Origin of the sequence: Psychroserpens sp. Hel_I_66 (assembly GCF_000799465.1) — a bacterium.
Taxonomy (GTDB): domain Bacteria; phylum Bacteroidota; class Bacteroidia; order Flavobacteriales; family Flavobacteriaceae; genus Psychroserpens.
The window spans coordinates 2,798,495-2,812,443 of sequence record NZ_JUGU01000001.1 but is presented as its reverse complement, the minus strand read 5'-3'; the positions used below and the strand labels follow the sequence as shown (position 1 = coordinate 2,812,443).

General features: G+C 32.9%; 8 protein-coding genes. 3 read left to right on the top strand and 5 right to left on the bottom strand.

The genetic code is table 11. The annotated features are described in order from the left end of the window. Positions 1-4: 4 nt before the first annotated feature. Together GQ40_RS12460 and GQ40_RS12455 are read left to right on the top strand one after the other, a co-directional pair. Positions 5-802, top strand: a complete 798-nt coding sequence (locus tag GQ40_RS12460) for a universal stress protein (RefSeq protein ID WP_047551921.1) — start codon at positions 5-7, stop codon at positions 800-802. Between the two features lie 153 nt (positions 803-955). Next, positions 956-3,316 carry a hybrid sensor histidine kinase/response regulator gene (locus GQ40_RS12455; protein WP_052184248.1) on the top strand — a complete coding sequence of 787 codons (2,361 nt, stop codon included), beginning with the start codon at positions 956-958 and terminating at the stop codon, positions 3,314-3,316. Here GQ40_RS12455 and GQ40_RS12450 read toward each other — a convergent pair. From GQ40_RS12450 to GQ40_RS12430, 5 genes are all read right to left on the bottom strand, one after another. Then, positions 3,313-4,155 (bottom strand): alpha/beta hydrolase family protein, encoded by an 843-nt coding sequence (locus tag GQ40_RS12450; RefSeq protein WP_047548883.1) that lies wholly within the window; start codon positions 4,153-4,155, stop codon positions 3,313-3,315. The genes GQ40_RS12455 and GQ40_RS12450 overlap by 4 nt on opposite strands. A 1-nt stretch (position 4,156) precedes the next feature. Continuing rightward, entirely contained in the window at positions 4,157-6,919 is a 2,763-nt protein-coding gene (locus tag GQ40_RS12445; RefSeq protein ID WP_047548880.1) for a PD-(D/E)XK nuclease family protein, read from the bottom strand. A 68-nt stretch (positions 6,920-6,987) separates the two neighbouring features. Further along, positions 6,988-8,352 (bottom strand): OmpA family protein, encoded by a 1,365-nt coding sequence (locus tag GQ40_RS12440; protein WP_047548877.1) that lies wholly within the window; start codon positions 8,350-8,352, stop codon positions 6,988-6,990. Positions 8,353-8,478: 126 nt separating this feature from the next. Further along, a complete protein-coding gene (gene kbl, locus GQ40_RS12435) occupies positions 8,479-9,672 on the bottom strand; it encodes a glycine C-acetyltransferase (RefSeq protein WP_047548874.1) in 1,194 nt (397 codons plus the stop codon). A 22-nt stretch (positions 9,673-9,694) separates the two neighbouring features. Further along, on the bottom strand, positions 9,695-12,856 hold the full coding sequence (locus GQ40_RS12430) for a UvrD-helicase domain-containing protein (RefSeq protein ID WP_047548871.1): 3,162 nt from the start codon (positions 12,854-12,856) through the stop codon (positions 9,695-9,697). 210 nt (positions 12,857-13,066) lie between these two features. Here GQ40_RS12430 and GQ40_RS12425 point away from each other — a divergent pair, with 210 nt between their 5' ends. Beyond that, complete coding sequence (locus GQ40_RS12425) at positions 13,067-13,675, top strand: superoxide dismutase (protein ID WP_047548868.1); 609 nt, start codon at positions 13,067-13,069, stop codon at positions 13,673-13,675. The last annotated feature ends 274 nt before the right edge of the window (positions 13,676-13,949 follow it).

Below are 13,949 nucleotides of genomic sequence, written 5' to 3'. Positions count from 1 at the left end.
GATTATGAAGTCTATTCTCGTCCCAGTTGGATCATCTAAAAACGCAGAGAGCCATTTACAATATGCTGTTGATTTTGCAAGAGCTTTTGGCGCAAAACTTTATGTGGTTCAAATTTATAATGTCTATACAAAAGCTGGCACTATGATAAAAGTGGACCATATTTTAGAACGTGAAAGCTTAACCTTTTTAAAGAACCATGTTGCTAAAATTGATACCAAAGGTGTTGAGGTTGTAGTTAAAACCTTTAAAGGGAAATTAGTAGATACTTTAGAGTTGGCTTGCAAGGCGTTGGATGTCGATTTAATTTTGCTTGAGCCAAGAACAAATTCTATAAAAGATGAGGTTTATTTAGGTAAAACTTCTGGTAAAATTATTAAGCAAACCAACATCCCCTCTTTAATAGTGCCAGAAGGTTATGCTTACAGGCCAATTATTTACATTTTGATTGCTTTAAAATCTGCAATTATTAAAAATGAAGATGCACTTGATCCTTTAAAATCTATTAAGGATCAATTTAAATCTATTGTAAATTTATTATTGGTAAAGACACCATTTCACAACGAAAACGATTTTAACGTTGGTGAGGATCTGGCTTCATTAATTACAAATACAACTTATTCTGAAAACCCAACAACGTTTCAAGGAGTTCTTGAACACCACAAAGAGAACAAGCCCGATTTGTTGTGTGTAGTAAGACGTAAAAGAGGTTTTTTTACTAAACTTTGGGAAAGTAACACCATACTAAAAAAGGATTTTCACAGTTCTAGTTTACCTGTTTTAGTTCTAAGCGGATTGAAGTAAAACATGCGTTTAAAATTTTTAAATTATTTAAAGTCATAGACTTCTAGATTGTTTTTCAATTTTTATGAAAGATGCATTTCGTCGAATATTTTGAAAATTAAAATCCACAAACGTTAGAATTTCGTAAGTTTCATTGAGTTAAATGCCCCAAACGTGAAACTAACACTACTATTTACCCTTTTTTTAGGCTTGAGTTTATATGCTCAAGACGTAACTTATAATCCAGAAACTAGTAAAGGCAAGCTCTTTGAGTATGCTGAATTTGCTAATGTTGGCAAAGAAACATTTGGTCTGGAATCCATCTTAACAAACCCTGACATCGAGTATGAAAACCTAGAGTCTGAAAACCATAGTGTTGGTTTTACAACAGATAACTTTTGGGTACGTTTTAAGTTGGAAAATTCAGATGATATTCAAAAAACGTATTATCTAGAGACCGCTAGACCTATTACAGATATTGCTTTGATGTATCAAATTTCCGAAGAAGGGATAACTACAGCAAAAAGTGGAGATCAAATTCCATTTAAAGAACGTCAATTAAACCATAGGGCCACGATTTTTAAATTAGAGTTGCCCGCCAACTCAACCCATCAAATCTATTTACACTTAAACAGTGATGGCGAAACTATAAATATGCCTCTCAACCTTTATAGCGAGACTTCATTTTGGGAGATGAATTATAGGCAACAACTGTTTTTAGGCTTGTTCTATGGTCTATTGTCTTTAGCTGCTATCATTTACCTGTTTTTCTACACAAGTCTAAAAGAAAAAACATTTTTGTATTATGGGATCTATGTCTTTTCTATTGGTTTAATGCAAGCTGCGCTAGATGGATTTATACATCAATATATACTGCCAGATGGTGGTTATTTAAATGGCAGAACTGTTTTAATTGCTGCTTTGTTTTCTAATTTCTTTTTGCTTAAATACTGCGAATACTTTTTAAAAGTTAATGAAAGACTGGCTAGTTTCAAAAAGTTTTACAATGCTATATATTTAGTTATTGGTGTTCTTTTTGTGATGATTTTTATAAGTCCAAAAACACTAGAATTGGTTTATCCAATAAGTAATCTTAATGGTCTTTTGAGCTTAATACTTATTTTGTCTACAGTATTTACATTGCGGTTTAAGAGGATGTCAATTGATCCTTATTTTTCCTTCGGAATATTCTTTCTCGTTGTTGGGCTTTGTGGTTTTGTAATGAACAATTTAAGCTTACTTCCAAATAATTTTTATACGCTAAACAGCGCTAAATTTGGTTCTGGATTTGAGGTTATATTTTTATCGCTTTCAATGACGAACCTTATTAGAAACTTACGTCTTGAAAAGGAAAAATCACAGAATGAGGCACTTTACAAATCTGAAGAAATAAGTGAGCTTAAAACCTATTTTATGTCCAATATTAGTCATGAACTACGAACTCCAATAAACGCAATAATGGGTATTGCTGAGTTAGAAATAAAAGATCAAAATAACACCGTTGAATCAAGAAAACAATATGAAATCATTAAGAATGCATCGTTAAGTCTACTGAGTAACGTAAATGATATTTTAGATTTTGAGAATATTCAAAAAAATGAACTGGAGTTGAAACATGAAGAATTTAACCCATCTATAGCAATTCGTCAGATAAGTAATAACTGGAAGGTTGAAGCTGAAAATAAAGGGTTGGCATATAGTTTTGAAATGGATCATGAAATTCCAACAAAAGTTATTGGTGATGCAGAGCGTTTTATGCAGATTATTAATAATGTGTTGGGCAATGCAGTTAAATTTACAGAGGAAGGTTATGTGAAATTCAAGTTGAAATGTTTTACACAGCCTAATAATATCTCTCGTTTTTCTTTACAAATATCAGATTCTGGCGTTGGTATAGATACAGAACGTAGAAGAAGCATGTTTGATAGTTTTAACCAAATGAAATTAAACCATAAACGTAAATTTGGCGGGATTGGTTTAGGGTTAACTATTGTTAATCACTTAGTCGGGCTTTTTGGAGGGACCATAAATTTAGAGAGTCAAGAGGAAAAAGGTACAGATGTATTTATTGAGTTGCCATTAGAATATATACCTAAAGCTGATGCACCAACAAATGATGATATTCAAACGCAATCAAACCCACAACATGTTTTAGTTGTAGAAGATAATAAACTCAATCAAATGGTTATGAGAAAATTGTTGAGCAGCTCATCCCATATCAGTTTTGCAATTGTTGATAATGGTCAAGAAGCACTTGACGCCTTAAAAAATGATGTGTATGACATTATTTTAATGGATCTTCAAATGCCAATTATGGATGGCTACGAAGCAACAAAAATTATAAGAAGTGGTCAATTAGGCTTAGAAATTGGAGGTATCCCAATTATCGCTGTAACTGCAGATGCCATGCAGGAAACAAGGCAAAGAGTTTTAGGATTAGGAATGAACGATTATATGACCAAACCGGTTAATAAAGAATTACTCTTCAAAAAGATAGACGAATGTCAAAGCAAACAACACCTTAAAATCGCTTAATTATTTATAAACCCGATACTTTTTTCAACAACATTGTTAAGTGCTTTTGGCAATTTAGAGTCATCCCATGGGTGACGAGATCCAAATACGTGGTCTGAATTATTTATGGTAACGAGTACGTTGTCATGATTCCAAGAATATAGATCTTCTGCTTCAGAATATGAAACTGAAGGATCTTCTAAAGCATGAATAATCATCACAGGGACCTTAATGTTTTTTATTGCAGGTTCTATGTGCAACCGTTTTTCATTGGCTTTAAAATCTTCATAAAACTGAAAATTATGTGGCATTTTTTGTTTTGTCCTTCCGTTTAAAACATATTTGACACCATCTTTTCGCCATTGTTCTAATTCGCCAGTTGTTGAAGCCCTTTCTCCAAAATCACTTATACTGGCCCAAGTAATTAATCTTGAGATACGCTCGTCTTCATTTGTTTTTATGATAGCGATACCACCACCTCGAGAGTGCCCAATTAAGGTTACATTTGTGGTATCAATTTCATTTTTATGTTTAAATTCTTCGGAAAGCAGATGGTTTAACATTTCATCTAAATCATCAAGTTCTTTAGTGTAATTATTTTCTGCAAAGGCATTTAAATCTGGAAAATCAATAGGATTTTCTACTGTGCCACCATTATGGGAAAAATTGAATTTCACAAAAAAGTGATTATTTTCACTAAATGAACTGGCAACGAGGTCCCAAGTTCCCCAATCTTTAAAACCCTTATAGCCATGACAGAATATAACTAGTGGTTTTTGCGTTCCGTTTTCATTGAAAAAAGCATCCCAAACTATTGGTTTTTTAGGGGTTCTGTCTAAAACTTGATTTTTGATAACCATATTAAATTTCTTTTTCTTTGAAGTTGATGTCTTTATTAAAGATTTCGGTTATTAATTTTTTGAGCTCAATTTCAAATGCGCTTAATGTTTCCGAAGTAATTAAAAAATCCTTTGATTGACTTCTTGAAGAAGGTTTGGTTGCGAATTTTAACAATCCAGCATTTAAGTTTTTAAATGATATAATTCCTGCCTCAACAGGTAAGCTTATTTTGTTCTCTTTTTGCATCATGTAAGCATACATAAGTATTTGAAAACTTTTGCTGTACTTCTCATAGTCTGTAGTTAAGTCTTCCCAATCTACGATTTCTACTTTGTTTGACTCTACTTTTCCTGTTTTGTAGTCAATAATTCTAACAGTCCCATTATAGTTATCTACACGATCAACTTTACCGGTTAAATGAATGGTTCTTGATAATGATTCTATGTAAATTGGAACTGTGTTTTTTGTTTCGATAGCAATGATCTTGATGGTATTTCCTTGTTTTAAATCTTTTATTTCAAGATTTAAAAAATTTGAAACATATCGTTTTGCAATTTCAAAAATGATGAGGTTCTTGCCTCTTGTGATATCACCTTCTTTAAATTCTTGATTAAAATGATGGGACACTTTATCATCAACATTGGTAATCATCTGTTTTAAAGAATCAACGGTTAGGAATTGATTTTCCAAAGGTTTGTAGAAATCTTCCAATGTATTGTGAATGACTGTTCCCAGTGTGTTATAGGCTACGCTTTCTTCTACATCTTCAAATTTTTTTATGCCCAAAATTTTCTCATAATAAAAATCAATGGGATTTCTCATATAGTTGGTTAATGCGGAAGGCGAAAACCCTTTTTGACCTAAAACATTTAGTGTTTCAATAATATTAGGCGTCTTTATTATTTCTTTTAAATTCTGCTCATAAGAAGGCACATGAGCAGAAACAATTTTATGCTGAATATTATGAATGTTCTCGATTTCTAATTGGGTAATAAATCTACTTTTTTCACCACCGTTTAGCACATCTGGTTCTGTATTGTATAATATGAAGGCTTTTTTAGCACGTTGTAATAATCTGTAGAAATGATAGGTGTACACCGCATCTTTCTCTTTATAAGTTGGTAGGTTGTTTTCAACTTTGACATCAAACGGAATAAAAGAATTATGACTTTTACCTGCTGGTAAAATACCTTCGTTTACAGATGTAATAATTACAGTCTCAAAATCCAGAACACGGGATTCTAGCATACCCATGATTTGTAAACCTCTCAAGGGCTCTCCTTTGAAATCTAATGTTTCACTTTTAATTAGTTCTCTGTACAGGCTAAAAAGTGTTGCAATAGAGTTGATGTGGGAGAATGAACTATTTAGTGTTTCTAGGGTGTTAAAAATTTGATTGAAACGAAATAGATATTCTAATGAAAGGTGGTTAGTGGTTTTGTCCTTTTCTAATTTGTTCTTAATTCTATAGATTAGTTTCGAGCAGTTTTTTAAAGCTTTTTTAGGGTTATCTTCCCAATTGCCAAATATAATTTCTAAAAGTTCATGATTACTATCTACAATATTTTTAATTTGTTCACAATTTAAATAAACAATGTTGTTGGTTTGAATGTGATTTATTAGAAATTCTGCACCATTATGATGTTGTGAATCAAATAGGTGCTTTATAAATGAATTGGATAATAGACTAACAATATCTTTATAATAATAGTTTTGATTTAGTGATTTGTTGACATTAAAAAGACTCTCAAATAATGAAGCAAGAGGTATGGATTTTAAAGGCAAACCCATAGTAATATTAATGGCTTTAATAGAGTTGGGAATAGAATTAAGTAAGGGGATTAATAAGGTCTCATCACCAAGTACTATTGCAGTATCTTGAAGATTATTATTTTCTGCATAGATGTTTTCCAAAATCTCACCAACATACTTGATTTGGGTAATGTTTTTTGGAGCTCCAATGATTTGGATATTCTTTTCTTTGGAATAGTTTTCTCTTATCCAATCAAACTCATTCTTTTTAAAATAAGTCCAAGAATTTTTATGTGCTCTTGTAAATAAGCCAGCATCATGAATAGGATTTTCAATAAATACCTTATCAATATCCCAATAAATCATTGCTAGGTCTTGTTGCAATAATTCTTGTATGATAATTTCTTCAGCTTTATTGAGAGCGTTAAAACCTACGAATACATACTTATTGTGAGTATTGAGGGCAATGTACTGTTCAATATTATTAACAGCTTCTTTGTAAATAAAGCCTTGATAGGCTTTCTTCTTTATTACAAGTTGTTCTTTAAAGTTGCTGTAATAAGTTTTTAGTCGATTCCAGAATTCCAGATAATTTTTAATATACTGAGTAGGTTCTTCGTCTAGAGACCAATGTTGGTTTTCAATTTTTTTAATAGCAGTTAAATAATCAAATACTTTATTCGATTCAATTAGATAGCGGTCTAATTCGTTAAAATCCTGTAATAATATTTGTGCCCATTTAGAAAACTTATCGAAAGGCTCAATATTAGATTTTGGTGTAATTTTAAGATATACATCGTAAAACTCAAAAAGAAGCTCTGCATTTGTGGCGTACTGAAAGTCTGAGAGTGTTTCAACAAATTCTTCTATCGAAACTATGGTTGGAGCGAATAATGTTTTATTGACATGTTTTGAAATACTTTTTTTCAAAAAAGTACCAGCACGTCTACTTGGGAGAACAAATGTAAGTTTAGAAATATCAATTTCTTTTTCTAGTAAATCTAAAATGACTTCATCTATAAATGTTCTCATTCTATAAAAATAAAAAACGCTCCGATATTCGGAGCGTTTTTTCTATTAATTATGATTGTAAGTATAACTTATTTAAGTTTTACTTCAACACGTCTATTATTTTTTCTTCCGTTTCTAGTGTTATTAGAAGCGATAGGAAACTCTTCACCGTAACCCTTAGCAGTTAATCTGTCTGGGTTGATTCCATTTGCAACCAAATGATCCATAACAGAGTTAGCTCTTCTTTCAGATAATAATTGATTAGTCTTTTCAGAACCTACACTATCAGTATGACCATCAATAGAGAAGTTTGCTTGTGGGTATTCTTTAAAGATAGCTATCATTGCAGCTAATACTTCGTCAGATTCTTTTTTGATTGAAGCTTTACCAGTATCAAATAAAATAGTTCTAGCATACTCGTTTAATTGCTTCATTACTTCTTCAGTTGGCTTAACTTCAGGGCAACCGTTGTTAGCAACAGTACCAGCTTCGTTAGGACATTTATCATCTTTATCTAAGATACCGTCACCATCTGTATCTGGCCAAGGACATCCTTTGTTAGCAGAAGGACCTTTTTCATTAGGACACTCATCATCTTTATCAGCAACACCATCACCATCAGCATCAGGACAACCGTTTAAAGCTTTTAAACCAGCAACTGTAGGACAATCGTCATCCTTGTCAGCAACACCATCGCTATCTCCATCAGGACAACCGTTAAACTCAGCTAAACCAGCTTGGTTAGGACAATCATCTTTAGAATCTTCGATACCATCGTTATCAGAATCTGGACATCCGTTGAAAGCTTCTAAACCAGGAACATCTGGACAAGCATCATCTTTATCGTATATACCGTCACCATCTGTGTCTTTACCACCAAATTTGATAGCTAAACCAACAGTATGTTGCCAGTGCTTAGGAAGATAATCTTCAAAAGCATGCTTATATGAAGTTTGAGCAGTAAGACCGATATTGTCAGAGAACCAAAAGTTGATCCCAAAAGTACCATTTAAAGTACCTGCACCAATATCATCAACCCAAGTGTAACCACCACCAACTCCTAAGTAAGGGTCAGCCCAGCCACCAGGACCATTGATTAAATCTCTAAAGCTGTAAGATACAGTACCATCTAAAGCGTAGTAAGATAAATCATCAGCACTTGAATCGCCAATCTTGTCAATTTCGTTAATAGTTCCTGCAGCAGTGAAAGTAAAACCATCACTTAAGTATCTCGATACAGAAAGAGAAGACAACGATGGTAACATATTCCAGTGATCTTCAGCATTGAAGAATTCATCAAAATACTCACCACGTGGAGCTGTTTCTCCAACAGGATAAAGATCAACTGCATTAGCACCAATTCCAATCTTCCAAGGATTGTTTTCATCTTGTGCATTTGCATTGAAGCTTAATACTAGCAACAAAGCGAAAAATAATCTGCTAAGATTTTTCATATTCTAAATAATTTTAATTTTTAAGTGTTAATTAAAGGCAAAAGTAAGTTGTTAAATTTTATTAACAAAGACAAATATATAAAAATATTGCCTATTTGTACTAAAAATAGGGAGTTTGGAATAATTTTAAATAACATCCAGTTCTTTTCCTACCTTGATAAAAGCAGCTATTGCCTTATCTAAATGAGATTTTGTGTGCGCAGCAGATAGCTGAACACGTATTCTAGCCTTCTCTTTAGGAACTACAGGGAAAAAGAATCCTATGACATAAATACCCTCTTTTAATAGCATTTTTGCCATGGTTTGAGATAATTTCGCATCATAAAGCATTACTGGGACTATAGCAGAATCGCCATCAATAATATCAAATCCAGCATCCATCATTCCTTTTTTGAAATACTTTGTATTGCTTTCTAATGTATCTCTCAATGATGTGTCATTTGCAAGCATATCAAAAACTTTTATAGACGCTCCTACAATTGCTGGAGCCAAAGAATTTGAAAACAGATAAGGTCTTGACCGTTGTCTTAATATTTCTATCACTTCTTTTTTAGCGGTTGTGTAACCACCCATTGCGCCACCCATTGCTTTTCCTAATGTTCCGGTAATAATGTCTATTCGACCTAAAACACCTTTTTCTTCTAAGGTCCCTCTACCGGTCTCACCAATAAAACCAGTTGCGTGACATTCGTCAATCATGACCAATGCATCATATTTATCTGCTAAATCACATATTTTATCTAATGGAGCGACTAAACCATCCATAGAAAATACACCATCTGTTACGATAATCTTAAAGCGTGCACCATTGTCGTTTGCAGCAATTAGCTGTTCTTCTAGATCCTTCATGTCGTTATTGTTATAACGATAACGTGCTGCTTTGCACAAGCGAACACCGTCAATAATGGATGCGTGATTTAAAGAATCTGAAATTATGGCATCTTCCTTGCCTAAAAGTGGCTCAAAAACACCTCCATTTGCATCAAAAGCTGCAGCATATAAAATGGTGTCTTCTGTTCCGTAGAAATCGGCAATTTTTTGTTCGAGTTCTTTATGAATATCTTGTGTTCCGCAGATAAAACGTACAGAAGACATTCCAAATCCATGCGTGTCCATAGCGTCTTTTGCTGCCTGTACAACATCTGGATGTGAGGATAGCCCCAGATAGTTATTTGCACAAAAATTTAAAACTTTCTGTCCTGTATTCAAAGTTATTTCTGCGCCTTGTGGAGAAGTGATGATTCGCTCTTCCTTAAAAAGCCCATCATTTTTTATAGATTCGATTTCGTTTTGTAAATGTTGTTGGATTTTTCCGTACATACTATAAGTGTTTTTTACAAATTTAAAATTCTTTTATCACAATGTCGTCGTTTATATAAATTAGAACTTTTCTAACAACGTTAAAATTCATTTCTTCCAAAATATATTGGTAGTCAAATAGCTGTTCACGATGTTTGGAATCTTGTAAACCTGTTTTGTAATCTATAATTGTTGCTTGATTATTTGAGTCTACTACAATTCTATCTGGTCTGTATATTCTGCCATTTTTTGAAATGACATCCCGCTCATTGTATATCGTGAGGTTTTGATCAAAATAGGGTTTAAGGTCTTTGTGATTTACAATGCGATGTATTATGGTTTTTAAGTCCTCAAATTGTTCAGTATTGATAGTTCCAGAACTTAGAAAATGTTCAAGTGCAAAATCCACATCGTCTAAAGTTGATATATGAGCCATAATTTCATGTACCAAATCACCGTGCTCAATGGCCTTTTCCTGGTCTGTATCCCATAAATAGCCAGAACTTGTGATGATATTGAGATTATGTTCCTCCTTTTTTGTGGAGATGAGCTTTTGTTGTTCGATATTAATTTTTTGTTCTTTATTTATTTTTTCTTCGGAAGTTCTACCGCTCTCACCAAAACGGTACGTTAGAACATTATCACTCCATTTCTCAATAGCTTTTAGATAGTTGATAAACAATCCCGAATAAAGCGTCATTTTTTCGCTTTCGTTTTTTCGCTCTACATCGTATTCTGAAATGATATACAACTGTTCAATTGCTCTGGTTAAAACTACGTATAACAAGTTCAAACTATCTAATTCTAATTGTGAGCGATATTCAGAATAGACCTCTTCACCTAATTCATTAAACGATTCTAGATCTTTATTTAGATTGATGTATAAATGGGAAAAGCCATTAAATTTCTTTTCATCTACAGGAAACCAAACCTTCGGATTCATATCAAAATAAATGTCTTGATTAGCATACGGGAAAATAACCACCGGAAATTCCAAACCTTTAGATTTATGGATCGTCATAATCTCTATGGCATCTTTATTGGATGGAGATACAATGCTTAATTTGTCTTTCTTTTGCTCCCAATAGGCCAATAAGCCTTGAAAACTTGCATTGTATTTTTGCGAATAGTCAAAAACTTCGTCCAAATAAAATTGGAGGTAAGCATTTGAGTTATTGTTCAAATTATAACCCCTTATAATACTTTCTATCGCCTCATAGATTGGGAGCTGTAAAAACTCATGGAAATTAAAATGGTACCCAAATGTATTTAGTTTTTCAAAAAACCGATTGCTTTTTAAATGAATGAGGTTCTCAAAAAATTCATGGTTATCGTTGATATTTGAATTGCTATCTGCTATAAAATTTAAAAGATGAATTTTAACTTCATTATTTTCTGGCTGTAAGGTTAAGGTGATGAGTTGATTGATGAACTGGACTTCGGGAGCATTCTTTATGAGTAAGCTTTCCGAAGAAATAATATCAATATTTAGATTGGTCAAAAATTCTGCTACGGCGAAACCTTCTTTCTTTTTTCTAACGATTACGCAAATATCCCTATTTTTGAAACCATTCTCTTGTGCTTTTGTAATAGCACCTAAAACCGCCTCACATTGCAATTGATCTCTGTCCTGATCTTTGGTTTCTAAAAAAGATAATTCTACATAACCCGTTTTATCAATGATTTGCTGTTGTACAGCATTTTTAAATATATGTTGATGTTGCGCATTAGAAAATGAAACATCTGCAATATGATTAAAAAAGGTATTATTGAATTCTACTATGGTTGAATGACTACGATAATTATGAGGAAGGTTTTTAACATTTTGAGATATTGAGAATGGAGTAGAATTCTCATTGTATAATTCTATAAACTGCTCTGCTCTTCCACCACGCCATCTGTAAATAGCCTGTTTGGCATCGCCAACCAACATCGCAGTACCAGTTTCTCCTTTTAAATTTTCTCCAGAAACGATATTATTTATTAACGGAATGAGATTTTCCCATTGTAAGCTAGAAGTATCCTGAAACTCGTCAATAAAATAATGTTTAAATTTTTCTCCAATACGTTCATAGATGTATGGCGCTGGTTGTGATTTTATTTCGGTATTGATGATAGCGTTAAACTCTGAAATCAACAAAATATCATCCTCGTCCTTTATATCCTGAAGTGTTTTGCCTATAGCACTCAAAACAGATAGTGGCGTGATATTTTTTAACGCATTTAAAAGGAATTTAATCCTAAATATGGCTATTTTAGAAATTTGAAAAGCCTCTATTAATTGAGGTCGCAAATTATCTATTGTGGCTTCAACATCTGCAGAGACGCGTTTTGGATAAATTGAGCCACCTTCTAACAGGTCTGTTTGCCATTTATTAGATAAGGCTACATTAAAATCTGCTATTGAAAGCTTTATAAAATGTTTTGGCAAGTAACTGCTTGAAAAATCACTGTGCTCCAATTGAGCATTTTCTATTATATCGAGAACACCGTTAGCGACATCAATAATTTGTTTTTCAAGTACGTTTTTTTGTGTAAGCAGATTATTTTTAAGCGCCTTAAAGTCTTGCAGTGTTTTATTCTTGAGCAAATCTAGATAATGCATGTCATTTTCATTCACTAGCAATTGTGCAATAGCGTTAAAATCGAATGAAATATCCCAACTTTTATTATCGTCGGTTTTTTCGATGGCAAAATCCACCAATACTTTAGTGAGCTGCTCATCACTTCCAGCTCTGTCAATGAGTTTGTCAACTGCTTTTGCGAGTATGGTTGCAGTATCTAATTCTACCTCAAAATTTATAGGTAGTTTAAGATCATAAGCAAAAGTTCTAATAAGCCTATGGTTAAATTTATCTATTGTAGAAATGTCAAAGGCAGCATAGTTATGAATAATCGTTTCTAAAAGCAGTTTTGACTTTTCTTGAAGCTCCTTTGGAGATAGATTTAAATCACTCGACAGTTCTTTGAACATATCGTTTGGTGTGTCCAATATTTTTTCTTCGGAAAATATCTTGAACATATCAATAATACGCTCTTTCATTTCCCCAACCGCTTTATTGGTAAACGTAAGTGCCAAGATATTTCTAAACGCCAACTTACTTTTAGAAGTAAACAAAATCTTGAGATAATCCTGGACTAGTGTATAGGTTTTCCCGCTTCCAGCAGAAGCATTGTAAATCGTAAAAGCAGAAGATGAACTCACTTATAAATTTTCATACAAGATAAAAAACCCATTTATCTTATCGGTATTTTGCCAATAAATTTTCCGAAGAAAAAATACGCACCATAAAATGTTTGATAACGTTAAAATTTTCATAAGTATTGGTACCTGTGGGCTTTATAATTTTCAATTACGCTGTATTATGCTTAAATTTGAGAGAATAAATTATTAACAACAAAAACCAATAATACTATGGCTTTCGAATTACCGAAATTAAAATACGCATACGATGCATTAGAACCACATATTGATGCTCGTACAATGGAAATACATCATACAAAACATCACCAAGGTTATACAAATAAACTTAATGATGCCATCAAAGGAACCGATCACGAAGGAAAAACTATTGAAAATATCCTGTCAAATTTAGACATGGATAATAAAGCAGTTAGAAATAATGGTGGCGGATTTTACAATCACTCCTTATTTTGGGAAGTGATGAATCCAGAAGGAAGAGGAAATTTATCTGGAGATTTAAAAGATGCTATTGAAAAAGCATTTGGATCTAAAGATGCATTTATGGAAGCTTTCAGTAAAGCAGCAGCAACTCAGTTTGGATCAGGTTGGGCTTGGTTATGCGTCCATAAAGGCGGAAAAGTTGAAGTTTGCTCAACACCAAACCAAGACAATCCATTAATGCCAGGAGTTGGTTGTGAAGGTACACCAATTTTAGGACTGGATGTTTGGGAACACGCATACTATTTAAACTACCAAAACAGAAGACCAGACTATATTGATGCTTTCTTTAAAGTGATCAATTGGAATGAAGTTGAGCGTCGTTACGCAGAAGCAAAGTAAATAATACTATCAAGATTGCAGAGTTCGACTGCGACTAGCAGTCAAAGTGACAAAGCTAAATCTTGTGAACATTATCAATATAGAAAGCAAATCCATTGGGTTTGCTTTTTTTTTACTTCGGAAAAAAGAAAATGAGTTTAGCTTAAAATGAAAAAAGCCGGACGAGAGTCCGACTTTTTTGCCCCAAATCTACCATAAACTTAACCTACTTATGTTATGGTGAAACAAATATAACAGCAGTTTTAATTAAAAGATTATTTTTTAGACAAACGAC

What these genes read in the sequence shown, in the direction of transcription:
- GQ40_RS12460 (WP_047551921.1), top strand. Translation starts at nt 5, where the DNA reads ATGAAGTCTATTCTCGTCCCAGTTGGATCATCTAAAAACGCAGAGAGC.
- GQ40_RS12450 (WP_047548883.1), bottom strand. Translation starts at nt 4,155, where the DNA reads ATGGTTATCAAAAATCAAGTTTTAGACAGAACCCCTAAAAAACCAATA.
- GQ40_RS12445 (WP_047548880.1), bottom strand. Translation starts at nt 6,919, where the DNA reads ATGAGAACATTTATAGATGAAGTCATTTTAGATTTACTAGAAAAAGAA.
- GQ40_RS12440 (WP_047548877.1), bottom strand. Translation starts at nt 8,352, where the DNA reads ATGAAAAATCTTAGCAGATTATTTTTCGCTTTGTTGCTAGTATTAAGC.
- kbl (WP_047548874.1), bottom strand. Translation starts at nt 9,672, where the DNA reads ATGTACGGAAAAATCCAACAACATTTACAAAACGAAATCGAATCTATA.
- GQ40_RS12425 (WP_047548868.1), top strand. Translation starts at nt 13,067, where the DNA reads ATGGCTTTCGAATTACCGAAATTAAAATACGCATACGATGCATTAGAA.